Annotated in this window: 25 protein-coding genes and 3 pseudogenes; 17 read left to right on the top strand and 11 right to left on the bottom strand. The window is 60.8% G+C overall.

Translation table 11 applies throughout. The features are described 5' to 3' along the window. The first annotated feature begins 132 nt into the window (after positions 1 to 132). Positions 133 to 450 carry a c-type cytochrome gene (locus BLR13_RS37245; RefSeq protein WP_074829728.1) on the top strand — a complete coding sequence of 106 codons (318 nt, stop codon included), beginning with the start codon at positions 133 to 135 and terminating at the stop codon, positions 448 to 450. 119 nt (positions 451 to 569) lie between these two features. Here the strand turns inward: BLR13_RS37245 and BLR13_RS37240 are convergent, their stop codons facing one another. Then, entirely contained in the window at positions 570 to 998 is a 429-nt protein-coding gene (locus BLR13_RS37240; protein WP_074829729.1) for a CBS domain-containing protein, read from the bottom strand. 27 nt (positions 999 to 1,025) lie between these two features. Beyond that, positions 1,026 to 1,853: a universal stress protein gene (locus tag BLR13_RS37235; protein ID WP_074829731.1), complete on the bottom strand. Its 828-nt coding sequence runs from the start codon at positions 1,851 to 1,853 to the stop codon at positions 1,026 to 1,028. A gap of 280 nt (positions 1,854 to 2,133) precedes the next feature. On the opposite strand from BLR13_RS37235, the gene fixL reads away from it, so the two are divergent. From fixL to BLR13_RS37205, 6 genes are all read left to right on the top strand, one after another. Further along, complete coding sequence (gene fixL, locus BLR13_RS37230) at positions 2,134 to 3,672, top strand: sensor protein FixL (protein WP_074829732.1); 1,539 nt, start codon at positions 2,134 to 2,136, stop codon at positions 3,670 to 3,672. Further along, entirely contained in the window at positions 3,659 to 4,273 is a 615-nt protein-coding gene (gene fixJ / locus BLR13_RS37225) for a response regulator FixJ (RefSeq protein ID WP_074829734.1), read from the top strand. Before fixL ends, fixJ begins: the two co-directional genes overlap by 14 nt. Before the next feature lie 57 nt (positions 4,274 to 4,330). Further along, positions 4,331 to 4,768 (top strand): response regulator transcription factor, encoded by a 438-nt coding sequence (locus BLR13_RS37220; RefSeq protein ID WP_079587222.1) that lies wholly within the window; start codon positions 4,331 to 4,333, stop codon positions 4,766 to 4,768. 121 nt (positions 4,769 to 4,889) lie between these two features. Next, the gene (locus BLR13_RS37215; RefSeq protein ID WP_074829735.1) at positions 4,890 to 5,585 is read left to right on the top strand and encodes a helix-turn-helix domain-containing protein; all 696 of its coding nucleotides are present in this window, start codon (positions 4,890 to 4,892) and stop codon (positions 5,583 to 5,585) included. A gap of 67 nt (positions 5,586 to 5,652) precedes the next feature. Then, entirely contained in the window at positions 5,653 to 5,910 is a 258-nt protein-coding gene (locus tag BLR13_RS37210) for a hypothetical protein (RefSeq protein WP_074829738.1), read from the top strand. A 15-nt stretch (positions 5,911 to 5,925) separates the two neighbouring features. After that, the gene (locus BLR13_RS37205; protein WP_074829743.1) at positions 5,926 to 6,582 is read left to right on the top strand and encodes a LysE family translocator; all 657 of its coding nucleotides are present in this window, start codon (positions 5,926 to 5,928) and stop codon (positions 6,580 to 6,582) included. A gap of 558 nt (positions 6,583 to 7,140) precedes the next feature. Here BLR13_RS37205 and BLR13_RS37195 read toward each other — a convergent pair. Next, positions 7,141 to 7,719, bottom strand: a pseudogene (locus BLR13_RS37195) (Ku protein); the annotation flags it as partial. A gap of 145 nt (positions 7,720 to 7,864) precedes the next feature. On the opposite strand from BLR13_RS37195, the gene BLR13_RS37190 reads away from it, so the two are divergent. The 6 genes from BLR13_RS37190 to dinB all read left to right on the top strand — a co-directional run bounded on the left by BLR13_RS37190 (position 7,865) and on the right by dinB (position 13,193). Beyond that, positions 7,865 to 8,260: a hypothetical protein gene (locus tag BLR13_RS37190; RefSeq protein WP_171945016.1), complete on the top strand. Its 396-nt coding sequence runs from the start codon at positions 7,865 to 7,867 to the stop codon at positions 8,258 to 8,260. Between the two features lie 37 nt (positions 8,261 to 8,297). After that, positions 8,298 to 8,747, top strand: a complete 450-nt coding sequence (locus BLR13_RS37185) for a hypothetical protein (RefSeq protein ID WP_074829771.1) — start codon at positions 8,298 to 8,300, stop codon at positions 8,745 to 8,747. Between the two features lie 61 nt (positions 8,748 to 8,808). Further along, positions 8,809 to 10,872 carry an ATP-dependent helicase gene (locus tag BLR13_RS37180; RefSeq protein ID WP_074832304.1) on the top strand — a complete coding sequence of 688 codons (2,064 nt, stop codon included), beginning with the start codon at positions 8,809 to 8,811 and terminating at the stop codon, positions 10,870 to 10,872. Between the two features lie 15 nt (positions 10,873 to 10,887). After that, positions 10,888 to 11,217 (top strand): thermonuclease family protein, encoded by a 330-nt coding sequence (locus BLR13_RS37175; protein WP_074829775.1) that lies wholly within the window; start codon positions 10,888 to 10,890, stop codon positions 11,215 to 11,217. Between the two features lie 150 nt (positions 11,218 to 11,367). Further along, positions 11,368 to 12,093: an SOS response-associated peptidase gene (locus BLR13_RS37170; protein WP_074829778.1), complete on the top strand. Its 726-nt coding sequence runs from the start codon at positions 11,368 to 11,370 to the stop codon at positions 12,091 to 12,093. Between the two features lie 59 nt (positions 12,094 to 12,152). Continuing rightward, on the top strand, positions 12,153 to 13,193 hold the full coding sequence (dinB, locus tag BLR13_RS37165; RefSeq protein WP_197679593.1) for a DNA polymerase IV: 1,041 nt from the start codon (positions 12,153 to 12,155) through the stop codon (positions 13,191 to 13,193). Positions 13,194 to 13,731: 538 nt separating this feature from the next. On the opposite strand, the gene BLR13_RS37160 is transcribed toward dinB, so the two are convergent. Genes BLR13_RS37160 through BLR13_RS37145 form a run of 4 tightly spaced genes read right to left on the bottom strand, consistent with a single transcriptional unit; the run spans position 13,732 to position 17,461 of the window. Then, entirely contained in the window at positions 13,732 to 14,334 is a 603-nt protein-coding gene (locus BLR13_RS37160; protein ID WP_074832307.1) for a c-type cytochrome, read from the bottom strand. Positions 14,335 to 14,359: 25 nt separating this feature from the next. Beyond that, the gene (locus BLR13_RS37155; protein ID WP_244525016.1) at positions 14,360 to 15,058 is read right to left on the bottom strand and encodes a c-type cytochrome; all 699 of its coding nucleotides are present in this window, start codon (positions 15,056 to 15,058) and stop codon (positions 14,360 to 14,362) included. A 20-nt stretch (positions 15,059 to 15,078) separates the two neighbouring features. Next, positions 15,079 to 15,870 carry an outer membrane protein gene (locus BLR13_RS37150; protein ID WP_074829783.1) on the bottom strand — a complete coding sequence of 264 codons (792 nt, stop codon included), beginning with the start codon at positions 15,868 to 15,870 and terminating at the stop codon, positions 15,079 to 15,081. 31 nt (positions 15,871 to 15,901) lie between these two features. Further along, a complete protein-coding gene (locus tag BLR13_RS37145; RefSeq protein WP_074829794.1) occupies positions 15,902 to 17,461 on the bottom strand; it encodes a cytochrome C in 1,560 nt (519 codons plus the stop codon). A 375-nt stretch (positions 17,462 to 17,836) separates the two neighbouring features. On the opposite strand from BLR13_RS37145, the gene BLR13_RS37140 reads away from it, so the two are divergent. Both BLR13_RS37140 and BLR13_RS37135 read left to right on the top strand, forming a co-directional pair. Further along, positions 17,837 to 18,487, top strand: a complete 651-nt coding sequence (locus tag BLR13_RS37140) for a c-type cytochrome (RefSeq protein WP_244525015.1) — start codon at positions 17,837 to 17,839, stop codon at positions 18,485 to 18,487. A 189-nt stretch (positions 18,488 to 18,676) separates the two neighbouring features. Continuing rightward, positions 18,677 to 19,240, top strand: a complete 564-nt coding sequence (locus BLR13_RS37135) for a hemerythrin domain-containing protein (protein ID WP_074829801.1) — start codon at positions 18,677 to 18,679, stop codon at positions 19,238 to 19,240. Positions 19,241 to 19,353: 113 nt separating this feature from the next. Here the strand turns inward: BLR13_RS37135 and ltrA are convergent, their stop codons facing one another. From ltrA to BLR13_RS37115, 3 genes are all read right to left on the bottom strand, one after another. Further along, positions 19,354 to 20,886 carry a group II intron reverse transcriptase/maturase gene (gene ltrA / locus BLR13_RS37130; protein ID WP_171944931.1) on the bottom strand — a complete coding sequence of 511 codons (1,533 nt, stop codon included), beginning with the start codon at positions 20,884 to 20,886 and terminating at the stop codon, positions 19,354 to 19,356. Between the two features lie 517 nt (positions 20,887 to 21,403). After that, the gene (locus BLR13_RS37120) at positions 21,404 to 22,609 is read right to left on the bottom strand and encodes a sensor histidine kinase (RefSeq protein WP_074829804.1); all 1,206 of its coding nucleotides are present in this window, start codon (positions 22,607 to 22,609) and stop codon (positions 21,404 to 21,406) included. A 472-nt stretch (positions 22,610 to 23,081) separates the two neighbouring features. After that, a complete protein-coding gene (locus tag BLR13_RS37115) occupies positions 23,082 to 24,209 on the bottom strand; it encodes an IS110 family transposase (protein ID WP_074817250.1) in 1,128 nt (375 codons plus the stop codon). 216 nt (positions 24,210 to 24,425) lie between these two features. Between BLR13_RS37115 and BLR13_RS42125 the strand changes: the two genes are divergently transcribed. Then, positions 24,426 to 24,818, top strand: a complete 393-nt coding sequence (locus tag BLR13_RS42125; protein ID WP_083387670.1) for a phage integrase N-terminal SAM-like domain-containing protein — start codon at positions 24,426 to 24,428, stop codon at positions 24,816 to 24,818. Between the two features lie 161 nt (positions 24,819 to 24,979). On the opposite strand, the pseudogene BLR13_RS42120 reads toward BLR13_RS42125, so the two are convergent. Beyond that, a pseudogene (locus tag BLR13_RS42120) lies at positions 24,980 to 25,276 on the bottom strand (transposase); the annotation flags it as partial. Between BLR13_RS42120 and BLR13_RS37100 the strand changes: the two are divergent. Beyond that, positions 25,256 to 25,950: pseudogene (locus BLR13_RS37100) on the top strand (tyrosine-type recombinase/integrase). The pseudogenes BLR13_RS42120 and BLR13_RS37100 sit on opposite strands and share 21 nt — an antisense overlap. Positions 25,951 to 25,959 lie beyond the last annotated feature (9 nt).

The following is a 25,959-nucleotide window of genomic DNA, read 5'->3' as shown; positions in this document are numbered from 1 at the left end:
TCCGCGAATATCCGTGCATTTTAGTGATTTCACAGACGACCGGTTGATCCAGATCAAGTCTGGCCGACGGTTAAGCCTTCATGCTGCGACCATGCCTGAAATTTCCGAATCTCCACGAAGGCGAAGATTCCAATGATTCGACGAATCCTGATGTCGCTGGCGTTGACGCTGATGTCGTTGACCCCGGCCGCGGCGGCTTCCCCCGGCGAGCAGCGCGGCAGGACTTTTGCGCTAAACAATTGCGCGCGTTGTCATTCGATCGACAAGGTAACGCCGAGCCCGCTCAAGATCGCGCCGCCGTTCCGGACCCTGCACAAGCGCTACCCGATCGAGACCATCGCGGAGGCGTTGGCCGAAGGCATCCAGACCGGCCATCCGACCATGCCGGAGTTTCAGCTCGACCCCGACCAGATTCACGACCTGCTGGCGTATATGAAGACGCTGGAATAGCCGCTTTCCGCGTCAGCACGTCTCCCTGCAGAAACGCATGGTCGCCCACAGAATATGAACTGGCAAAGGCCGGTTGATCTCGCTAGGCGGCCACAGCGCTCAAGGCTCGGGAGTTCCTCTCAGGCCACCGGCGCGCTGGCTGTCAGCGCTCGCATGACGTCCTCACGCGCAACGATTCCGATCAGCCGCTGTCCGGCGCCGAGCACGGGAATGCTTTTCATCCGGTGATCGACCATCAACTGCAGCACCCGCGTCAATTTGGTCGCCGGATCGACATAGATGAACTCCGGCATCATGACATCGGCGACCGTGCGCGACAGCAGATCGTCATAGGCCGGAACCATCCGGCCGGGATTGAACGCGAAGCACTTCAGAAAATCGAACTTGCTGACCAGGCCAACCGTCTCGACGCCCTCGCGAACCGGGTAGCAGTTGAAATCGTCCGCAGCGAACATGCGCTGCAGCTCGCGCATCGTGACGTCGCGCGTCACGGTCTTGACCGCTCCCGTCATGTACTGACCGGCAGTAGCTTCGAGAAATTTATGCACGGCGCGACCTCGCGATAATTGATGGCCTCAGCGGGACAGGAATGCGCAGCGGCGCGATTCGGTGGCGAGATGGCGCGTGACGCCGCTCAGTATCCACTCGCGCAGACGCGAATGGCCGTAAGCTCCGGCGATCACCACGCCGGCGTCGATGTCGGCGGCTGCCTTGTCGAGTTGCTCGATCGTGTCCTTGGTCTTTTCGGGAACCACCGTGCTCGCCACGATGCCGTGGCCGCGCAGCCATGCCGCGACGTCGGCGACTTCAGCCAATACGTCCGCCCGATCGCTTTGCTTTTCGGGGATCGCCGCGATGGTCACATCCTTGGCCGCGGCCAGCAGCGGCAGCGCATCGAACACGGCCCGGCGCGCTTCCCTGACGTCCTTCCAGGCCACCAGCACGCTGCGCAGGTCGAGCCATTGCGCGGTCGACGGCACCACGATCAGCGGGCGACCGGCCTGCATCAGGAGATCGCCCGGATCCGCCGCGATGCCGACATCGACGATGGCCTCGCTGCGCGCTCCGACCACGATCAGGTCCGCCGCCCTCGCCTGCTGCAGCATGTACGGTCCCGACAGCGCCTGCGCCGACCGCCACTCGACCGACGTGGCGCGCTTCTCGACGGCACGGCGAAACTCCGCCTCGAGCTCCGACAGCCGCTTGCGAATAGCCGAAGCTTCCTCGTCGAGCAGCTTCTGCGCAAAATCGCCTTCGGCAAAATAGAGCGTCGGCCTGATATCCGACGCGGCGACGCCGATCACCCGCGCCCCGAAGCGTTCGGCGACGTCTCCGGCCACCGCAAGGCAGGCATCGTTCGGCCGATCGAGCGCCAAACTGACCATCACGGTTTTGTAGTCCATATCCTGCTCCCTGGGGCGAAATGCCGAATGGACGTTTCTCGCCCATGGAGGCACACCTTAAGGGTTTGATCCCGGCCGCATCTGACCTAGATCAAGGCGGCGCGGGCTTTGTCATAGTTTCTGACAGCGCAAATCGAGGCCCCCGGCGATCTCGAAAACTTGCAGAAACTGCTTGTGATTTCAAAACGATACGAACGAACCATAATTTCGTCATGCTCCCTTCCCTACCGGTCGATTGAATGCGATATCTGGCGCGAAAGATCAGCCTGGAAGGCGGGACATGATAGACGTCGACCGACCGTTTCGCGGCCAGGACCCGCTTGACCAGAACGTGCGTCGCGGGGCCGAAGGATCCGGCGTCGGCACCTGGGATTTCGAATTCGCAACCGGAGAGCTGCGCTGGTCCAACACCGCGCGAAAACTGTTCGGCGTCGCGCCGGATACATCCATCGACTACGATCTGTTCCTGTCGCTGCTCGATCTGCAGGATCGCGACCGCACCGCGGAGGCGATGCAGAAATCGATCGAGACCGGTTGCAATTTCGACGTTCAGTACCGGATACACCGGCATTCAGATGCCGGTCACTGGGTGCGCGCTCTCGGCGCCATCGTCGACGGCCACGACGGCAATCCTGCCCGACTCAGTGGCGTGATGATCGACATCGACCGCGAGAAGCGCCTGGAGGACGCGGTCAGGACGCGCGAGCGGCATTTTCGTTCGATCCTGGACACCGTCCCGGACGCCATGATCGTGATCGACGAACACGGCATTATGCAGTTTTTCTCGAGCGCCGCGGAACGTCAGTTCGGCTACAGCGAACCCGAGGCGATCGGCCGGAACATCAGCATGCTGATGCCGGAGCCTGATCGCAGCCGCCACGACGGCTACCTCGCGCGCTACTTGAAGACCGGCGAACGGCGCATCATCGGCATCGGCCGCATCGTCACCGGCATGCGCAAGGACGGCACCACCTTTCCGATGTTTCTCACCATCGGCGAGATGCAGACGGAGGGACAGCCCCACTTCACGGGTTTCGTCCGCGATCTGACCGAGCAGCAGCAGACCCAGGCGCGGCTGCAGGAGCTGCAATCCGAACTCGTGCATGTGTCGCGGCTCAGCGCGATGGGTGAGATGGCCTCCGCCCTCGCCCACGAACTCAACCAGCCTTTGTCCGCCATCAGCAACTACATGAAAGGTTCACGCCGCCTGCTGGCCGGCAGCACCGACCCCAATGCGTCGAGGATCGAGGCCGCGCTCGACCGCGCCGCGGAACAGGCGATCCGCGCCGGCGACATCATCCGGCGGTTGCGCAATTTCGTCGCCCGCGAAGCCTCCGAAAAGCACGTCGAAAGCCTGTCGAAACTGATCGAGGAGGCCGGCGCATTGGGGCTGACCGGCGCCCGCGAGCAAGGCGTGATCCTGCGCTTCAACCTCGACCCGGCCTGCGATCTGGTGCTTGCCGACCGGGTCCAGATCCAGCAGGTGCTGGTCAATCTGTTCCGCAACGCACTGGAAGCGATGGCCGCCTCAAAGCATCGCGAGTTGATCGCCTCCAACGCCAGGGCCGACGACGACATGATCGAAATCGCGGTGTCGGATACCGGCCATGGATTTGGCGACGACACCCAGGCCAACCTGTTCCAGCCTTTCTTTACGACCAAGGAGACCGGCATGGGCGTCGGCCTGTCGATCAGCCGCACCATCATCGAAACCCATGGCGGCCGAATGTCTGCCGAGACCAACAAGGCCGGCGGCGCGACCTTCCGCTTTACCCTGCCGGCGGCGTCTGCAAAGGATACGACCGATGCAGAACGCTAAAGTCTATGTGATCGACGACGATCCGGCGATGCGCGACTCGCTGGATTTCCTGCTGGGTTCGGCCGGCTTCGTTGTGCGTCTGTTTGAATCCGCTCAGATATTCCTGAACGAACTGCCGGACCTCGCGGCCGGCTGCGTGGTGACGGATATCCGGATGCCGGGCATCGATGGCATGGAGTTGCTGCGTCAACTGAACCTGGCATCCCGCAAGCTTCCGGTCATCGTGATGACCGGCCATGGCGACGTGCCGCTGGCCGTCGAAGCCATGAAGCTCGGCGCGCTCGATTTTCTCGAAAAGCCGTTCGAGGACGACCGGCTGATCGGCATGATCGAAACCGCGCTCTCGCAGAGCGATAGCGGCGCAAAGAGCGAGGCGGTCTCGGCGGACATGGCAGCAAGGGTCGCTTCGCTGACCCCGCGCGAGCGCCAGGTGATGCAGGGCCTGGTGACCGGGCTGTCGAACAAGGCGATCGCCCGCGACTACGACATCAGCCCGCGGACCGTCGAGGTCTATCGGGCCAACGTCATGACCAAGATGCAGGCCGGTAACCTTTCCGAACTGGTGAGGTTCGCGATCCGTGCCGGGATCGTCGAAGATTGAGCCAAGTCAATTGAGGCAGGTCAATTCGGCTGTCGCGAACCGGACTATCGTGCCGGGATGATCGATGCCCGTCACAACCCATCCAACCGTTCCGAAATCGGCCCCCTGAACAGGAAGTCGATGATCTACGTCGTAGACGATGACTACGACGTCCTGACGTCGTTGCGATTCCTGCTGGAGACGGAGGGATTCGACGTCCGCACATTCCGCAGCAGTTCCGCGCTGCTCAACTCTTCGTTCCGGCGCGACGCGGATTGCCTGATCGTCGACTACAAGATGGCGGGAATCGACGGGCTGGACCTGGCACAACGGCTGCGCGGACTCGATGTCAGCACGCCGATCGTGATGATCACGGGTTATCCCGACGAGAATATCACAACCAAGGCCAGTTCGGCCGGGGTGCGTCAGGTTCTCCTGAAACCCAATCTGGAGGGTAATCTGGTCGAATGCGTCCGGAATGTTATCGATACCGGTCCTCCCCCCGGGCACCCCTGAATCAGAGCCTCAATCGCCTCCGTAGAATCCCTTAGGGGCCTCCCCTTAGGATATCGACCCAAATATTCAGCAGTCGGAATCGCCGCTACACCAAGCCATCCCGCATCGAGGAGATGGCGACATGCACACCCAGACGATCACCGCCCCGGCAACCCACGCCCTGAACGCGCCGCACGCTCCGGTATCCCCGCCGGCCGACCAGTTCAGCATCATCGCCAGCTGTTCGGGTGTGATCGCCATCGAATTTTCCTACCGCAAGGACGAGGAGATCTACGGTGAAGGCGAGCCTTCCGAATACGTCTATCAGGTGATCCGCGGCGCAGTTCGTACCTACAAGCTGCTGACCGACGGGCGCCGCCAGATCGGCGCGTTCCATCTCGCCGGCGACGTGTTCGGCCTCGATCCCGGCACCTCCCATCGCCTGACCGCCGAAGCAATCACTGATACCACCGTCCGTCTGGTGAAGCGTCGGAGCCTGGAAACCGCCGCCGGATCCAATATCAGGGTGGCCCACAATCTCTGGACCATGACCGCAAGCGATCTGAGGCACGCGGAAGATCATATGCTGCTGCTCGGCCGCAAGACCGCGATGGAAAAGGTTGCCACCTTCCTGCTGGAGATGGACCGCCGGCTCGCTAATGCCGGCATGATGGCGCTGCCGATGTGCCGTCGCGATATCGGAGATTATCTCGGGCTTACCCTGGAAACCGTATCGCGCGCGCTTTCGCAGCTTAACGAACAGGGCATCCTGGTGTTTTCGAGTGCCCGCCAGATCGTACTGCGCAACCGCCAGCGGCTCGCCGACATGGACGCCTGAGGCAGGCCACCCGCCCGCTTCCCCATCTGCTGCACGACAATGAACCGCACATGGATAGGAGTCGAGAATGACCAACTATCGCGTCTCCTTCTACAAGGATCTCCTGAATTCGGACGGCCATAGCTTCAAGTGCCTGCAGCGTCAGGTTGATGTCCAATCGAATGGTCTGTCGCAGGCGGTGGTACTGGCTGAACGGCTGGTTGACAATGAACGCCTCAACGCCGACTGCATCGAGGTGGTACACGTGAGCGACCATCATGAATTCGAGCACAGGTCAAATCCATCGTCCGCTCCATGCAAACACACTTGGAGCCGCGCCTCCTGACGAGCGGGCGATGACATGGACCGGATCCTGCAACTTGCCGCCGGGTATTCCGCAGCATTTCAATCGCCCCTCATTGCCTTCGTCCTGACGTCGCTCATCATCGAAATGACGCCAGGCCCGAACATGGCCTACCTCGCCGTGCTCGGCGCGAGCCGGGGCCGCCTCGCCGGATTCTCCGCCGTCCTTGGCGTCGCGCTGGGACTGGCGCTTCTCGGCGTTGCCGTCGGGCTTGGTGCGGGATCGCTGATCCTCAACAATCCTGTCGCTTACGAAACCCTTCGCTGGGCCGGCGCGATTTACCTTTGCTGGCTGGCCTATGACAGTTGGAAAGATGCCCACCAACCGGTCGAGACGGCGTCGATCAGCCAGTCTCTCCTCGTTCAATTCCGCCGCGGGTTCATCACCAACCTGCTCAACCCGAAGGCTGCACTGTTCTTCATTGCCGTGATTCCGGAATTCATCAGCAGCCCCGCGCCTTCAATACGCGAACTGGCTGCCCTGGTTTCCATCTATGTCGCTGTCGCCACCCTCGTGCACAGCCTGATCGTGTTGCTGGCCGGCACGCTGCAAGCCTTTCTGGCCGCTCCGCAGCGACGTGAAACGGCCGGCAATGTCTTCGCCGTCGTGCTTTTCCTCGTCGCGATATGGCTGTTTGTACGTGGCTACCGTTAGGCCATTGCCCTTCCTCGTCGAGGCGGCCGGCAGCGTATCGTGCCGTGCGAACGAATAAATTGCTCGGAATTGCAAGACAGGGCAAACATGACGGTGAGCGCCGCTAGACATGCGCATGGTTCATTCCGGTTTTCGGCTTCGCCCTTGTTTTGCTAAAGGTTGTGGTCTGGCTGGTGGAGAAGGCCTCGAGGGGTTCAGAAACTTTCAAAGTCTGGCGGCGCAGTCGCACAGCCCCCTACCGGCTTCAAGAGCTTTTGCCTATCGAGGACAACTGCGTTTGCTCCGGCATTGCTTGAGGAGATGCTAGGCCTAGCACATGGATCGCTGCCCGCGTGAACTGTACGGCCAATTCATTCCGGTCGACACTTCGCAGGGTTTTGTCCCATTGCTGTAACGCCTGCAAAGGGTCCGGGAGAGCTTCAATCACGTCCTTGCCGTAAGCAATGCTGGCGTCAGCAGCCGGTGTGTCGCCGCGACCAATTGGGATCGCGGGAAGGAAACGTGGCTCCTCCACGATTACGTCCGGAGAATTATCGCCATTAACAAGATGAAACTTGGTAGGGTGTCCTTGGTGACTTTGACATCCTGGATGTCGTCGAAATATTCGTCCGCAGAACGCACCTCGTAAGGATAGCGCAGCAGCGTCCCCATCAGTCCCTTGTCCATGGGCTCGAGGGCAATGATGTGCTCACGGTTGGTCAGCACCACCCGGCCGATGGCGACCTTGTTCATCTCACGTATGGTTTCGCGGACGACGGCGAAGGCGTCGTGACCGACCTTTCCGTCCGGCACGAGGTAGTAGGGACGGATCAGGTACCGCGGGTCGATCTCGCTGCGGTCGACGAACTCGTCGATCTCGATGGTTCGTGTCGATTCCAGCGCGACGTTCTCGAGCTCCTCCTTCGTCACCTCGATGAAGGTGTCGGTGTCGACCTTGTAGCCCTTGACGATATCCTCGTTGGCGACCTCCTCGCCGGTGTCAGCATCAACCTTGGCATATTTGATGCGGTGGCCGGTCTTCCGGTTGAGCTGGTTGAAGGAGACCTTTTCGGATTCCGATGTGGCCGGATAGAGCGCGACCGGACAGGTGACGAGGGAAAGACGCAGGAAGCCTTTCCAGTTAGCGCGGGGGGCCATGACGGGGGAACTCCACTACTGATGCCGGATTCAAGACGAATGGGCGGGCTTGGTTCCGACAGCGCGACCTTTCCAACAGCAGGATTTTTTCACGGAGCGGGCTCGATCGGACTCGACTTTTGTTCACTTTATGTTCTAATTCGGAATGACCGACCGACCCGCGAGCTGGCGCATGCCGACCCCGAAGCAGATGGAAAAGCTGGCCGCTGAAGCCGTCCGCAGGCGGGGCCCCTCCGCTGCGGCTCCGGATGCGCCCCTCCCGGCCGAATACTGGGAATCGGTCCTCAAAGACCCTCGCGCCGATGCGACCGGAGCCCAGCTGCGGCAGCGACGTCTTTCGGAAATTCAGCGTCACGTGCTGCGCATCTCCTGCCGTCGCTGCGAGCGGACCGTCGAAATCCAGACTGCCGATGCAGTCCGATTGTATGGCGGAAACGCGGTCTGGAAGGACGTCGCGCAGCGACTGCTCGACAACACCTGCCAGCAGCGCACCGGAAGACACGAAGAAGACGGGTGCTGGCCGGGATTTGACATGACCTAGCCTGCACCCCGAGTTTGGTCTGCGCTTGGATGTCCGGATGGCGCCAAAACATCACCCCACGCCGCTGTCAGGCGGAGACCGAAAGGCTCTGACGAAGGAATTGGGGAAAGCACGCGCGATGACCGGCATTCTGGCTGCGCAATCAGCAGAGATGCGAGCCAAGGGTGCTGCGCTGATCCAGCAGGCCGATAGGATGCTCTGTGAAAGCTGGAACGAGCGGATGTGGAGCGATGGCGAGCCGATCGACCCCTCGCCAACCATTGACCAGGCGATCAACGGCGGCTTTCCCTGGCTGGAAATCCAGTGCGCGCGATGCAAGACCCCGAACGATGTCGATCTGGCGGCCCTCAAGCATCCGCCAACCACCTTCGTGCACGATCTTGCAAGCCGGCTGCGCTGCCGCAAGTGCGCCAAGGCCGGGCGGCGCCCCTCCGCGACCTTGCTCCAACTTGGTTGGCAGCCGCGTCACCCTCGAGGGGAGGTCTAGGTTGCGATCACGGCAGGAATCATTGACCGTCGCTTATTCCAACCATGAACGGACGCCCAAGGTGCAGACGGCAACCGCCTACCTCGAAGCCCTCAATCCCGAGCAGCGGCGTGCGGTTGAGCACGGCCCCGCGGGAGGATTGGCGGCGCCGCCGCTACTGGTGATCGCAGGAGCGGGGTCCGGAAAGACCAACACCCTCGCCCATCGGGTCGCCTATCTGATCGTACAGGGCGCCGACCCGCGCCGGATCCTGCTGATGACGTTTTCACGGCGTGCCGCATCCGAGATGATCAAGCGGGTCGAAAGGATCGCCCGCAAGGTGATGGGCGAGAACGCCGGCGTCATGACGGACGCGCTCACGTGGGCTGGCACCTACCACGGCATCGGCGCCCGGCTGCTGCGCGAGTACGCCGAACACATCGGCCTGGATCCAGCCTTTACGATTCACGACCGCGAAGACTCCGCCGACCTAATGAACCTGGTCCGGCACGAGAAGGGATTCTCCAAGACCGAAAGCCGCTTTCCGACCAAGGGCACCTGCCTTTCCATCTACTCGCGCTGCGTCAATGCTGAGAGGCCGATCGAGCAGGTCATCGGCACCTCGTATCCATGGTGCGCCGGATGGGCGGCGGAGCTTAAGGAACTGTTCGCGGCCTACGTCGAAGCCAAGCAGAAGCAGAACGTTCTCGATTACGACGATCTCCTGCTCTACTGGGCGCAGATGGTCGGCGACGCCGGCCTGGCCGATGACATCGGCGGCCGCTTCGACCACGTCCTGGTCGACGAGTATCAGGACACCAACCGCCTGCAGTCCTCCATCCTGCTGGCTCTCAAGCCCGGAGGCCGTGGCCTGACGGTCGTCGGCGACGACGCCCAATCGATCTACTCGTTCCGCGCCGCGACCGTGCGCAACATCCTCGACTTTCCCGACCAGTTCTCGCCGCCAGCGAGCATCATCACGCTCGACCGCAATTATCGGTCGACGCAAACGATCCTCGCCGCCGCCAACGGCGTTATCGGTCTCGCCAAGGAGCGTTTTACCAAGAACCTCTGGACCGAGCGCACGTCCGGAGCCAAGCCGCAACTCGTCACCGTCCGCGACGAGGCCGACCAGGCCCGCTTTATCGTCGAGCGCATCCTGGAGAACCGCGAGTCCGGTACGCTCCTCAAGGAGCAGGCCGTTCTGTTTCGAACGTCCAGCCACAGCGGTCCGCTTGAAATCGAACTGACGCGTCGGAACATCCCGTTCGTGAAGTTTGGCGGACTGAAGTTTCTCGACGCCGCCCACATCAAGGACATGCTGGCGTTGCTGCGATTCGTCGAAAATCCGCGCGATCGGGTCGCCGGATTCCGTCTGCTGCATCTGCTGCCCGGCATTGGCTCCGCCACCGCACAGCGCGTGCTGGAGCGCATGGCGGAGGCCGCCGACCCGATCGCCGCGCTCGCCGGCATCCCGACGCCGCCGCGCGCCGGCGATGATTGGAAGGGCTTCGTCGAGACCTTGGGCAATCTCCGGTATTCGGAATGGCCCGTCGATCTCGAGCGCGCACGCCTGTGGTACGAACCGCATCTCGACCGCATTCACGAAGACTCCGACACGCGGCGGGCTGATTTGCTCCAGCTCGAGCAGATCGCGTCTGGATATCCCTCGCGCGAACGCTTCTTGACCGAGCTAACGCTGGATCCGCCCGACGCGACCAGCGACCAGGCCGGCGTACCGCTGCTTGATGAGGACTATCTGATCCTGTCCACGATCCACTCCGCCAAGGGCCAGGAGTGGAAGTCGGTCTATCTGCTCAACGTTGTTGACGGCTGCATGCCTTCTGACCTCGGCGCCGGCACGTCGGCCGAGATCGAGGAGGAACGTCGCCTGCTCTACGTCGCCATGACCCGCGCCAAGGACGACCTTCATCTCGTTGTGCCGCAGCGCTTCTTCGTCCACGGCCAGCACGCGCAGGGCGATCGCCATCTCTATGCCTCCAGGACGCGCTTCATCCCCGAGAAGCTGCTGGGTCTGTTCGAGCGGACTTCCTGGCCGATTGTGCCTGCCGGTAATGCGGCGCGCACCCCCGGCCAAGGGCCGAAGGTGGATATAGGCGCCCGCACGCGGGGAATGTGGCGGTAGCCGGGAGATACCGAAATGAGATTACTCGCCATATTGATCGCCGCATTTGTTTGTTCGCCAGCGATCGCGGCGGACTACCTGGGAAAGGTTCTAGCCGTGTCGGACGGCGACACCTTCACCATGGAAGCCGATGGCGCCAAGGTACGCGTGAGGATCTGCGGAATCGACGCACCCGAACGCGGGCAAGCTGGTTACGGACAGGCCGCCGGCGTGCTGTCGAACATGATCGAGGGCAAGACGGTCATTGCCTACAAGTGGGTGAAGGCACCGTCTGCGACGGGCGGTCCCGACCTACCAGCCGGGACCGCATCGTGGCACAGTGCTTCCTCGACAAGGTCGACATAGCCGAACAGATGACCAGGTCCGGCACCGCGTGCGACTGGCCCAAATTCTCCGGCGGCAAGTACAAGATCAGCGATACCACCTGCTCGCGCAAATAGGATTCGACGCCATTCAAGGGCCGTTCGTGCGGCCGTCAAAGCAAACGAGACCCCCGTGTGCAATCTCTATTCGATCACCACCAACCAGGCCGCCATCATCGCGCTGTTTCGGGTGATCAACCGGTATGTCGGCAATCTGGCACCGATGCCGGGCGTATTTCCGGACTACAGATCGCCGATCGTACGTAACGGAGCCCAGGGACGCGAGCTCGCCACGGCTCGGTGGGGGATGCCATCGTCGTCGAAGGCGCTGATGGACGCCACCAAAAAACGAGCCGAAAAGTTGCAAGCTAAAGGCAAAACCGTCGATTTCAAGGAATTGCTCCGGATGGAGCCGGACGGCGGAACGACCAATATCCGCAACGTGAAGAGCAAACACTGGACGCGATGGCTGGGAACTAAAAACCGCTGCGTGGTGCCGTTCAACTCCTTCAGCGAGTTTAACAAGACCGAAGGCGGCGACATCTGGTTTGCGTTCGATGACTCCCGCCCCCTCGCCTGCTTCGCCGGCATCTGGACCAACTGGACATCCGTCCGCAAGGTCAAGGAGGGCGAGACCACCAACGACATCTTCGCGTTCCTGACGACGGAACCGAACGCCAAGGTCGGCGCCATCCATCCAAAGGCGATGCCAGTGATCCTGACGACGCCGGCCGAGGTGGAGACCTGGATGACGGCCGCTCCGGACGAGGCCTTGAAGCTGCAGCGCCCGCTTCCGGACGGGTTGCTCCGGATCGTCGCCCGCGGCGTCAAGGAAGATCCGGCCGGCCAGACAACGTGACGGACGAGAACGACCAGGCGGAGCCCTCGCCCCGTCAACGCAAAATCATCCACGTCGACATGGACGCCTTCTACGCGTCCGTCGAGCAACGGGATAATCCGGATCTCCGCGGCAAGCCGGTCGCCGTCGGCGGATCCCTCGAACGCGGCGTAGTGGCGGCGGCGAGCTATGAAGCCCGCAAGTTCGGCATCCGGTCGGCGATGCCCTCGGTGACCGCCAAGCGGCAGTGTCCAGATCTGATCTTCGTGAAGCCGCGCTTTGAGGTCTACAGGGCGGTTTCCCAGCAGATCCGCGAGATCTTCGCCGAACACACGCCGATCATCGAACCGCTGTCGCTGGACGAGGCCTACCTGGACGTCACCGAAAACCTGCAGGGGATTCCGCTGGCGCGCGACGTTGCGCTCGCGATCCGCGCCAAGATCCGGGAGGTGACCGGCCTGAATGCTTCCGCCGGCATCTCCTACAACAAATTTCTGGCCAAGCTTGCCTCCGACCACCGCAAGCCGAACGGCCAATTCGTCATCACGCCGGAGATGGGGCCGGCGTTCGTCGAGACGCTGCCGGTCGGCAAATTCCACGGCATCGGGCCGGCGACGAGCGCCAAGATGAATTCGCTCGGACTCTACACCGGCCTCGACATGCGCAACCAGTCCCTCGAATTCATGCAGGCCAACTTCGGAAAGGCCGGAAGCTACTACTACTGGATCTCGCGCGGCGTAGATAACCGAGAGGTTCGGGCCGACCGAGTCCGGAAATCCGTCGGTGCCGAAAACACCTTTTTCACCGATCTCACCGAATTGGAGGCGATGGTGTCGGAACTGCAGCCGCTGATCGACAAGGTGTGGCGGCATTGCGAGGACAAGCGCACGCGGGGCCGGACCGTCACGCTTAAGGTGAAGTTCGCCGACTTTGAGTTGATCTCTCGCAGCCGATCGTTGGCCGGCGCAGTCGGTAGCCGCAGCGAATTCGCGAATGTAGCCGCCGAATTATTGAAGGCGCTCTTCCCGATGAAGAAAGCCGTCAGGCTGCTCGGCGTATCCGTCTCGGGATTTGGAGGCGAAGGACCTGATGAGCCAGCGCAAATATCTTTGGAACTGTGATTGACCCGCTTGCCGGCGTACCCACGTTGCGCTTCGACCACAGGTATCCTGTAGACAGGAACGGCAGCTTTGCGCCAGAAGCAGTCGGACAGAAGAGAGCACAGGAGTGGCGCTCCAGATAATCGAAGGCTGAGTCAGGGGAGGAACTTCCCTCCTCCACACCCGCCATCGAATGCTCTTGAAAGCGTTGGCCTTTGATCGCTTTCACTGTCACTGCGATAGTTGAACCACGGTCGAAAGCCACGGCGGAAGGGTTTCAAATGCGCTCTCTGAAGATCTTCGATCATTTCGATAGCATCAGCGCGCGCGAGACCATGCATAATTGCGATTGCCGGCGCTTCATGAATGGGGCGCGGGCCGAGGCCTATGTCGACTTGAAGCCTTCTTAGACGTCACCCAGAATTCCTATTTTGTCCTTTTCACGCCCCAGAGCAGACATTTTCAGCCGGTCCGCTCATGTCCGAAAAGTGCGCCAGAAGCAGACATTTCGAGTCCTCTCCGCGCCGTTCGATACCTGATTGGCTGATGTCGCCGGCAATTACCTGACGAAACTAAGGTATGACGCCAGTGCCTCGATTTCGTCGGGGCCCAGCGTGCTGGCAACCAGAGGCATCGGCGACATCGGAGCCGAATGATATCCCTGCCCCCATTCCTCGAGCCTGCGTTTGACGTAGAAATAGGACAGTCCTCCGAGACGCGGAATCTCTCTGATGCCCTGGCCCGCCGGGCCATGGCAGGCAAGGCATGCCGCGATATTGGCCTCCGGAATTCCCTGCAGGTAAATCGCTTGTCCTCTTTCCACGAGCGCCCGATGTCCATCAAGGGCGGTTTTCGGCGGCAGCGACGCAAAATAGTCCGCCAGATCTCGCACCGTGTCGGCATTCAGATTCGCTGCGGCCCCCCACATGTACTGTTTCGAAAGCGGGTTATCGCGGATGTGCGCGGCATAGCCGCGAAGCTGGGCTTCAATGTACAGGGATCGTTGTCCGGCTAATCGCGGCGCGACCGTATAGCCCTGCGCCCCGGTCCCATGGCACCAAGTGCAGTTGCGGACGCTGGCCGCAAGCGAACTGCCGCCCCATGAGGGAACGGGCGAGCAAAGAATCGCAAGGATCGCTAGTTTCGGCCAGACCCACTTCATGAAATTGGCTTCCGCACTTTCAAGACTACCTGAGACCACTGACATAGGCAGCGACGGCTGCGATTTGCGACTTAGTTAGGTTGTGCGAAGTCGGCCCCATGACGGCAGACGAATCCGGCATCGAAGAATTCTGACCGCGCTCCGCGCTCCAGTTGACCAGTTTGCTGTAGAAGTAGTCCGGGAGCTGGCCGGCCAGGCGCGGGATCTGGTCCTGCCCCCTGGCGTCCGGACCGTGGCATGCGGAGCATGCGGGGACATTGGATTCAGGAAGTCCCTCCTCGTAAATGCGTTTGCCAGTGGCGACCGCGCCGCCCGATCCGCCGCCACCCAGCGGCGGCGGATTGAGATCCCGGAAATGATGCGCCAGCGCCGACAGCATCGACGGCGACAGCGCATGCGCCACATTGGCCATGATCGCGTTTTTCCGCCTGTGCTCGATGAACGCGCGCAACTGGTTCTCGAGGTATTTGGGTTGCTGTCCCGCGAGCCGCGGCATGGGGTAGTAGCCATGGTAACCTTGGCCCGACAAACCGTGGCAGGTCTTGCAGTAGGCAAGCTTGGCCTGAAAATCATCCGCGTGACCGGTAATCGATAGACCAGCGGAGAACACCACGGCCAGGATCGCGGTTCGCAACGCCGAATGTAAGCCAGCGATCTTCATCATCCTGCTTTCATCGTTGCGCCGGGTGCGGTGGTCTGCCCCGCTGAAGAACGAGCCGATCATTCGAACGCGTGTGTATCGATCTACTGCCAGCCCCAAACATGGAAATTTACCCCGAGCTTGACCATCTGCATGGTCGTTTTGAAACCCAGCGGGCCTGGACCATTGACCGCATCGTTCATCGTCGCGGTATGGGACCCGAAATCGTAGTAGTCGTATTCGAGCCTTGCCGACCAATCCTCCGCGAACGCCCATTCGACGCCGGCGCCCGCGGTCCAGCCGGTACGCAGGCTCAATCCTTCGAAGTCGAACGGCAGACCGAGTCCGGCCCCACCGTTGAACGTTCCGACGACGCTATACTTGTTGCTGGCCCAGGCGACGCCGCCCTTGGCGTAGAACAGCCAGTGATCGGCCGCATAGCCTATCCGGCCCGTCAGCGTCGGCATGAAATCGGTTTTCACGCGGACAAGGGCGGTGTCCGGTGGACTGTCCGGAAGCGTCACCAGTTTACTGCCCTTCATCGTCCCGCCCGACACCGCTCCCTCGACGCCGAGTACAAGATTCGACGGGAACTGATAGTCGCAGCCGATCTGGCCGCCGATCATGGCGCCGCTCTGGTTGACCGCGACCGTGGTGGGTCCGCCGGTCGTGAAACCCGGTCCGCCCAGTCCGGCATTGTCCTGCACCAGTAGCACCGGATCGGTCACATTCTCTTTGGCCCAGCCGCCGCCGAGGTGGGCGCCGAGATAGCAACTGGTCCAGGTGAACCGCTGCACGAACGACGCCTTCAAGGGCATCTCGGGCGGCAGATCGGCGGCGAATGCGGGTCCGGACAATGCAAGTCCGGCTGCGCCCAGGAAAATCAGTTTCTTCATGAAAACATCTCCTTTGTGCTCTCGATCCCGCCTACATCGCAAACCAGGCGTGGAGGAAGAGGGTGTTGTTGTCATGGGCGCCGACCGTGGTGCCGTTGAACTTGTTGTAATAGATATATTGCAGGCCAAGCTTGGCATTGAACCACGGCCAGCCCGGCGCCTTGCTCGTGCCAAACGGAATGTAATCAAGCTCGGCCATCCAGCCGTTGCTGTTCGGGGTCAGGGCGTTCCCGGCGATCATGTCGGTGCCGTACAAGCCTGCGTCGGCAGTGCCCCAGATATTGAAATGTTGACCGGTGAGCGAGATGCGGTTGTCTCCGCCGAAGGTAAACTCTCCCGTTAGCCGAAGGGTGTTGAGTTCGTTGGTTGGATTGGCCGAGACGCCCGTGGCGAAGGACGCATCCAGCCGCTGGAATTCGCGAATATAGTTGGCGCGCAGTGTCACCCAGTAATTCGAACCTTGATACTGGTACTGCGAGTCGACGCCGATGTCGGTGAACCGGTTGGTTTGCGCCAGCGTCCCGGTCGTTCCGAGTACGAAGGTGTTGTCCATCCACGGTTTGACATCGAAGATCATGCCGTAGGTGCCGAGCATGAAGGTGTGGGGTCCCCAATGCGGCTCGAACGCCACGCGCCAATACGGCGCCACGCCGTTGAACAGGCCGGGCGAAGCGAACGGGTCCAGGCCCAGCGAGTTCTGATGCTCAAACTTGAGCGTCTGATAGCCGCTAAACTCGAGAAACAGCATGTCGTTGATCATCGTGTAGGCACCGACGCCGCCTACATGCGCGGCAAAGGCGCCCTCGATAATCGTGGCGGCGGCAGGTTTGGCCGCAAGCGTCGAGCCGGCATAGGGGAATGCCCACGCCGGAGTCGTATTCCACGGATCCTGAACCGTCGGATTATTGTTGGCGGTGATGCCGTAGATGACGTCGAGTCCGCCGATATTTGCCGTGCTGGCAAAACGGAAATCGGTATTGTCCCAGGTCCATGTGTGCAGGAATTGGTCTGCTGGATTGCCGGACAAGCTGGATACCGGACCTGGCGCGTTATAGGTGACCTGAACGAAGGCGCCGATGTTGCTGGTGATCGCGCCGCCCCAGAACCCGCTGAATGGCGATAGCACGGTGTTGTCATTTGCCTTGTACGGATCAGTCGGTGGCGCGATCTCCGGGACTTGCGTGTGGGTAAAACCGGCGATCGCCATCATCGAGACCGGCGGCACCCACCCCTTCTCAGCGACAGGAGCAGCCCTGGGCGCATCGCCATTGCCATCGATCCGGCTGGCATAGCTGCGCAGCGCACCATCGGCATCATTGGGGCCCGGATTGTTCGAGAACGGCGTGGTCCGGTAAAGACCACCTCCCGTCGTATAGCCGAGCAGCTTGAAGCGGCGACCAAATGGAGTGAGCCCGGGGAAATTGGTGTGGCAGGTGCCGCAGGGCTGTCCGGTCTGACGCGCGAAACTCGGAAGCGCTTGCGCCGACGTCGCGAAGCCGATCGTCAGATAGCCGACCAGGACGGCAACAACCGCAACCGCCGCGAACAGACTGACGTTTCCGAAAGGTCGAGTAGGACGGCCACTTCCCATCACGTGCTATCCCGTTGTTCGCGGTACTCCGTGCAAAATGCACAACACCGAATTGAGAGCCGCTAACGGCAACGACGATAGTGCAAGAGTCGCCGGCGCAGCTAAGCCAACTGCAACGACGCTTCCGATTTGGTGATTGGAGAGACATTCTTGCAACAATCGTTGCATATGCAACAACTCAACGTCGCCGAAACATCATGCTTCGTCGCCCGCCAACTTTGCCCAGCACCCAGGCTAGACGACTGGAGTCCCCGTCATCTACCTACCAACGGGAATAATGATCTGAACGTGTGCCGCTTGGCGTTGATCTCGATCAAATCGGCCGGGAAAGATTTGGGCTGGATCAAAGCATCCGGTCAGGCGTAGCTTGGGTCATTGTCGAAAGGCGGACCTATGAGCTTCCAATCAGTATGGCTGCCTGCAGCCTTCGCAATCGTGGTAACTGCTGCGGTGCACGCTGAGGAAAAGGCAACCGTCTCGACGCAGGACCTCCGGGCCAAGACGGATTATTGCAAAACCTGCCATGGGGTCGCGGGGCAAGGTTTTCGCGGATCGTTTCCGATGCCCCGGCTTGCAGGACAGCAACCGGAATATCTCGAGAATCAGTTGCAGGCATTCGTCGAACGTCGACGGACGAACCCCGTGATGTTCAACGTCGCGCATGTCCTCAGTCCGGCGATGCTGAAAGCTTTGGCTGAAGAGTTCAGAGATCTCAATCCCAAACCGCTCGGCGGAGCGCCAAAGGATCATCTGGCCGAAGGCAAGACAATCTATCTCGAAGGCGCAGGCGCGAACATTCCCCCATGCGCGTCCTGTCACGGCCCGGATGCCAAGGGAACCGACGCATTTCCACGCTTGGCCGGCCAACTCCATGACTACATCATCAGGAAACTGACAAATTGGGACAAGGAGCGTGGTCAGGACAAGGCCAACCCCGACACCTCGGCGATCATGCAGCCGATCGCTCACGACCTGAGCGAGGCGCAGATCAAGGCTGTCGCGGCCTATCTCAGCTATCTGGAATGATTCTGCCTCCCCGACGCCGCCGCCGCATCAGAGCCGACCAACGACCGCATCACGCAGCGAACTCACTTTACGTTTTGAACCGCTCGTTCTTCTCATCGCGCACCTTATTCCGACCCTGATTTGATCTGCCGCAATAGCTGATATCGCGTCAGGGATAATTTGTTGTGGTTCACTGTATGGAGTGCTGCCATGATCATTGAGCGCTTATCCCAAGAGCATCGCAATATTGAGAAGCTGCTCGCCATCCTCGAGCGGGAGCTTGAGGTTTTCGACCGGGGAAACCGCCCCGACTACGAGGTTATTCGCGCGGTGATCAGCTATTTCGAAGTCTACCCGGAAGTATTTCACCATCCTCAGGAAGACCTGGTCTTTGCCAAGCTAAGAACGCGCGATCCGGTTGCGGCTGCGAAGGTCGGTGATCTCGCTGGCGAACACCACAAAGGGGCTGAACGCTTGCGCCGCGTCGCTTGCGCGGTCGAGAACGTGCTCGCGGATGCTGAAGTTCTTCGGCAAGATGTCGATACCATTGTTCGCGATTTCATCGTGCACGAGCGGCACCACATGATGATGGAAGATCGAGATTTCTTTCCTGCCGCGCTTAAGGCCCTCAAGCCTGAAGATTGGACGGAGATCGCTTCGGCCGTAACCGGTCACAAGGATCCGCTGTTCAGCGATGTCACCGAAGAGCGGTTCGATGCGCTACGCGCACATATTTTGCGGCTGGAGCAAGAGGCTGAAGCCGAACGAAAGTAGGCGAGCTTTCATCCATAGTGTATGGTTGCGCTTTGCGGCGATGCTGACTTCCGCTTGGGGTCAATCGCGCCGTTTTGGACGTCGGCCGATGACTTTCGCGGTAGGGACGCGAGTTACCTCGCGCCCCCCGCACAGATCCGTACGGGCCCAATTCGGGCATACGGCTCCCACCTTGGGTGTCTGACGGCGAAGCGACTCTCTGGCCACGGATGAAGGATTCGCGGTTTCGGGAGCCAGTGGTCGGCCAACCGCTTGATCCGCTCCCAGGTCATCCCATCTTTTTGGCTCCGCCACTGCAGCGTTCGCCGCCAGAGATTGGTAACGTGGAATAGGAACGCGGACAGTGACGAACTGTTTGTCGGCACCGCGTGGTAGTTGAAGTAACCGGTGACGACCTGCTGCAACCATCTTCCCTGCTGGGGAATCGGCTGATGCATGCTCCGTCGCAGTTCCTGTTTGATGGCTTGCAACTTTGCCTGCATGCGATCGCGCCGGGACTTTCGTTTGATTTGGAATTTGCCCCGACGAGTTTTGCTGCAGATAAAGGTGAAGCCCAGGAAGGTGAAGGTCTCCGGTTTGCCGAGCCCGCGCCGCTTGCGGTTTTCCACCGCGAAGCGTCCAAACTCGATCAGCCGGGTCTTCTCCGAATGAAGCGACAGTGCAAACTCCTGTAACCGCTTACGCATCTCGTCGAGGAAGCGACGGGCGTCGGTCTCGTGCTCGAAGCCAACAATGAGGTCGTCGGCGTAGCGCACGATGATCATATTGCCCGCTGCCTCACGCCGTCGCCAGCGCTCGGCCCAGAGATCGAAAACGTAGTGTAAGTAGAGATTGGCCAGAAGCGGTGAGATCACCGATCCCTGCCCGGTCCCCTTGTCACTGACCGTCACGATTCCGTCTTCCAGGACGCCTGCCTTGAGCCATTTCTGGATCAGGCGGATGATACGTCGGTCGCCGACGCGATGTTCTACAAACCTGATGAGCCACTCCTGGCTCACCGTGTCGAAGAACGAGCGGATGTCAGCGTCCAGTATCCAGTTCACCTTTGTGCTGGTGATCCCGACCATGAGCGCATCCATCGCATCGTGCGTGCTGCGTTCGGGTCGGAACCCATACGAGAACCCGAGGAAATCCTCCTCGTAGATCGCGCTCAGCACCGCAGCCGTGGCCCTCTGGACGATCTTGTCCTCAAGGGCGGCGACCGCGATCGGGCGTTGCCGACCATCCGGTTTGGGTATGTAAACCCGCCGCGACGGTAGTGCCCGATACGCTCCCCGATGGACGCGAGCATGCAGGTCCTCAAGATTGCGCTCAAGGTGCTGCTCGTAATCCCGACATGTCAGCCCATCCACTCCAGCTGCAGCATTCCCCTTGAGTTCAGAGAATGCCTCTGCGAGATGGTCAATACTGACGTGATGGAAGAGCGCGGTGAACTTCTCCTTCTTCCTTTGCCTTGCGGCTTGCCGTATGCGCTCCAGCGCCTGTGACACGGTTCCCCGGTACTGTGCCCGGCCCGTGCTTTGCTGACGCACATTCCCCTCGGCCCCCGCCCTTGGCTCCACCAACTCCACAGCCGGTTGCCCGGCTTTGTTCGTTGGCTTCACAGCTACTATGGCGGGGTCAGACTTCTCATGATCGTACATCATCGGCTACGGCTCCTCGCCTTCCCGACGCGGGCCAGTGCAGCACGCATACTGGTGCTGGCCGACCATGAGATCTCCCGGTTCCCAAGCAAAGAGCGTGCGCACATGCCAGTGTCTAAGACCACGCCGGGCCGTCTGGGCGCTCGCGTTATCGCGCCCATCCGTGTTGCCTTCCGTCACCGGAACGACGTCGGCACCCAGAATGAGGGTACTTTCGCGGCTCAATGGCTGGCCTATGCGCTCCCCTGTCAACGCTTCGCCGAGGCCCTCGCGGGCATCTGCGCATGACTCGGGGTCGATGCGGTTCGCTACTCCTTCATCGTGATGGACTTCCACCATCTACTCCTTGCCGGTCTCCCGGCGCACTCCGGTCTTCCCCCATGAACAGACATTCTCGGAGTCCGTCGGCATGTCTCAAAGGTGCCAACAGGGCGACTCATGCACAGCAGCAATGACTGGCGTTATTCGATCAACTCTCCGGCACGAGTGAGCAAGGTTGGCGGAATCGTTATGGCCCCCCTCAGATCACTTTCTTGGGAAGAATAGGTAAGTTTACCAAAAACCGCGCTCCTTTCGTCGCGCCAGTGACAACGGCTATATGTCCCTGAAGCTGGCCAACCAGGCCTTTGATGACCTTAAACCCCAAACTGGTGCGCGGTTGATCGATGTCAAAGCCGTCCGGTAGGCCGATGCCTTGGTCGGAAACTTCGAGGCGAAGTTGTCCCTCTATCTCGCGGGCAGAGATTTCGATTGCGCCTTTGCCTCCCGGGTAAGCATACTTCACCGCGTTGGTAACGAGCTCGTTGACCAACAATCCTAGCGGAATTGCGTGATCCGCAGAGAGCAACATTGAATCTGCATAGCAGTGCAAGGAAACCCCCTCGGTTGCCCCCTTCAATTTTTTGCAAAGCTCGGTCATAAAATCTTCCAGGTCGACAAAGCCGATTTGCGAACCACGCCATAGGTGATCATGCACCTGGGCGATGGTTTCCACGCGCGCACTCGCATCGTCTAACGCATTCTTGACTTCTTCGGATTGTGCACTCCGGGCTTGCACGCGAAGGAGGCCGACAACCGAAGTCAGGCTGTTCTTGACACGATGGCTCATTTCTCGTGTCAGCAACTCCTGATGCTCGAGGGCCTTCTGAAGCTTGGCGTCGGCCTGCTGGCGTTCGATGGCGATGCCAAGCAGGCTGGCGAAGCCCGCAAGGAAGTGCGCGTCCGCCTCGTCGAACTCGCCAGGGTCGGTGCTATCGACTTCCAGTACGCCGAAGGACTGATTGCCCTCCGCCCCCCGTTCTATCAGCACGTTGATTGCCCGCCTGATACCATGATCCGCTAGGAGCTGAGGCGTGCGGAAACGCGTCTCCGCTTCTAGATGGTTTGATATGACGCTATTTCCAGTCTGGTATGCATACCCTGCTGGTGACCCGGTATCTGTGCTAAGCGAAACGATATTGATGGTCCCGGGCGCCCAACCGACGCCGGCGCGAACCATAAGGCGTTTTTCATCTGGAAGAAATTCTAAGACCTTAGCGAAGCGAACTCTCAGACCCTGTGCGCATAATTCGGTTGCGCGTTGCAGTATTTGCGTGAAGTCGCGGGTCAGCATCGCTATGCGGCCGAAATCCCCAAGTAAGGATTGTTGTTCCAATCGATATGAAAGTTCGTCTCGACTTGGTGGTGTTGCGGAAAGTAATTGTTCCCGCCCGACGTCGGAAGTCATCGAAATCTACCCTTCGAGCCCGTTAGCCCCGCCATGGGGAAGACTAGCACGCTACTGGCGTTTGAATGCGACCAATGTCCGTCGTGGGTCAAAGGACGCTGATGTCCCTCGTCAAGCGCCGAACGCGCGATTGATCGCCCTCTTACTGCCATTCTGGCTTGAGGGTCTGGGCGATAGATCGTGCAGGGGTGAGGGCGGGACCTGAAGACGTCGGTGATCAAACTCTGATTCGCGGGTTGGGTACCGCATTTCCGTTTGTTCGTCCGGGGCTGTCCCTGTCTAAACGCGGGCATCGATCTTGCGATCGGCCACATAGTCCAAGCGGGAGTTCCCCTGCCGTGGCCCCGCCCTCGCTGCTGCACGATTGATGTTCGATGATGCTCCGCTGATATTAGCCTGTTGCTACGTGTGAGGACGGAGGGGTTGTGGGCCGGTCGAGCCCTTCATAGCTCGAGCGGTCCATGACCCCGGTCTACCGGTTCGCCGTCGCATGAGATCCTACGAACTCACGGTTGATCGCCCAGATGAAGGCTGACAGCTCGCGGGCGATCGCAGTCACCACGATCGTCGGCCGCTTGCCCTTCCGCGTCAGTGTCCTGAAGCGGCCACAAAGCCGCATCTGCGCCTTCCAGGCAATCTCGCGGGCCGTCCGTGGCGCGGCCCCGATCCTGGTCTGCATGTCCTTGCTGACGCGTGGCGGGAATCGGTAGCTCCACGCAGCCTCGATGAGCAGCCGTCGTGCACGCGTGTTGCCGGCCTTGGTGATGCCACCGCGTTTGACGCTCTCCCCGGTCGATCTCTCTGACGGGGTAAGGCCAAGATAGGCCATCAACTGACGGGGGTTCTCGAAGCGCGACAGATCGCCAAGCTCGGCCAGGAACGCGATCGCCCCGACCATGTCGATGCCACGCATCGCCTGCACTGCCTCGATGACTGGTGCCAGAGTCCAGTCCGCCACGGCCTCGCGCATGGCCTGTTCCAACCGCTCGATCCGTTCCCGGACCTGTCGTACAGCCAACAGCATTTCTTCGAAGGCGATGCGCTGCTCGCGATGCTCAAGCTTGAGGCCGGTGAGCCAGTTGATGTGCGTCCGCCCCCAGGTTTTCTTGCCCGGATAGTGACGGCCGAGACGAAGCAGAAGCGAGGAGACGTTCTGGCGCTTGATTCTGTAGTCCTTAACCGCGGCATCGCGAGCCCGCACGAGGTCCCGCATCGCCTCGTGACGCTCATCAGGCACCCAGACCGCCGTCAGCTCACCGGCCCTGAGCAGCTTCACGAGATTGACGGCGTCGCGCCGATTGGTTTTGACCCGATCACCTGGCTTGGATGGGATCAGCGACGGTGCCACCACAATGCAGTCATGGCCGATGCTCTTGATCAAGCGGTAGAGACCGTAACCTGTCGGGCCAGCCTCGTAGCAGAACGTCAATCGAGCATGTTTGCTCGCGAGTTTTGCCACGAGCTTACGTGTCTCGGCTTCAGTATTGTCGATCTCGCCGAGATAGCGAATCTCACCGTTTCGACCGGCATCGGCAATCGCCACCGCATTGCGCAATTTCGCAGTGTCCAACGCCACGAACGCTTCGCTATGATGCTCCATGACTCGCCCCCCTTGTGTGAGGCTCTACCCGGCCTATCCGGGCAACCCTCGTCATCACATCGAGGGCGAGTCGCCTTCACATGGAAAGGGACATACGGTCTAAACCGCTCGCGCGGTAGCGCTCCGCAGCCAACCGCGCGGGGTGGGGAGAGATAAGAGGCGCGTCCTGTCTGAAGATGAGGAGTTGCAACCCTCACTCCAGACGGGAGCCTCCCCATGACCGACCAGGCAATGAGCCCGTTACGCCGGCGCATGATCGAAGACATGACGATCCGGAAGTTCGCGCCGAAGACCCAACATGACTACCTTCAAAGGGTCAAGAACTTCGCCGCCTATCTCGGCCGCTCGCCCGATACGGCGAACTTCGAAGACCTCCGTCGCTACCAGCTCCATTTGGCGGGGAGCGGCGCCGGTGTTCCTACTCTCAACCAGACCATCTCGACGCTTCCGCAAACCTTCACAAACTCGGAAGTCGCGCGTGGTAGCGGAGAAGTCTGTTCTGCCCTCAGGAGCGGACACCATTGGAGGTTTGCGTACGCCGGCCCCACCGTGCCCGCCGCAGGATCAAGTGAAAGCTGCCCGCTCGCCCATTGTTTGGGAAGCGATTGAGGGGGCGACGAACGCGGTCGGCCGATTGCGATAGGCAGAATCGGCGTCGCGCAGCGGACGACGGCTATCGAGAGCGACGCGAGGGCAAGCATGATCATTGCCAGCCAAGAGCCGGCGAAGCAGCAGGGCCGCGATGGGGTGTGGCCGCGAATCTGATCTGATCATGATGTGTCGATCCTGATCACGATTGGGGATGCCGCCGGCCGGTAACGCGGCGAGGCGCCGCGCTGGAACCTCTCGATGACGATCATGCGACCGCCGCAGCACGGACACGGGTTCGGCTTGGGTTCGGTGGCCTCGGGGCAGCTGGTATCGCCAGCCTCGGGCTGTGCCGCCGTCACGTCGAGCATGCGGCGCGCTTGAACGATGTTGTCGGCGCGGGTTCCGCTGGCAAGCAGGCCGTAGTGGCGAATGCGGTGGAATCCTTGCGGCAGGACGTGGATCAGGAATCTGCGGATGACAATCTGGCAATCGACAGTAAGCTTCGTGGCTTGCGGTTTTTCTTCAAGGTCACGCTCGGGCGGCCGGATATCGTGGAGCGCACGGCATTCGTCCATGAACCCAGCAAGCTGCCGGTGGTGCTGAGTCCGGAGGAAGTGGCGCGCCTGCTCGATGCGGCACCATCGCTCAAATACAAGACGGCGTTGAGCGTGGCTTACGGAGCAGGATTACGTGCTCTGAAGTGGTGGCACTGAAGGTATCCGACATCGACAGCCAGCGCATGGTGATCCGGGTCGAGCAAGGCAAAGGCCGCAAGGATCGCTATGTCATGCTGTCCCCGCATCTGCTCGCTCTGCTGCGGGCCTGGTGGAAGCTGGCGCGGCCACAAGGCTGGCTGTTTCCGGGACAGAACCGGCTGAACCCACTGACGATGCGCCAACTCAACCGCGCATGCCATGCCGCCGCCGATAGAGCCGAGATCGACAAGCGCGTATCGCTCCATACCTTGCGGCACAGCTTCGCCACTCACTTGCTCGAGCAGAACATCGATATCCGGGTGATCCAGGTCCTACTCGGCCATGCCAAGCTCGACACCACGGCGCTCTATACCCGCGTCGCCACAAAGACGATCCAGCAAGTCATGAGCCCGCTCGACCGCATCACGCTGACACAGGCCGAGCCGCCGACCTGACGCGGGCTC

The sequence above is a fragment of the Bradyrhizobium ottawaense genome (genome assembly GCF_900099825.1).
In the GTDB taxonomy this organism is placed as follows: Bacteria; Pseudomonadota; Alphaproteobacteria; order Rhizobiales; family Xanthobacteraceae; genus Bradyrhizobium; species Bradyrhizobium ottawaense_A.
Note: the sequence above shows the minus strand (reverse complement) of the source record. Positions and strands in the feature narration are given on the sequence as shown.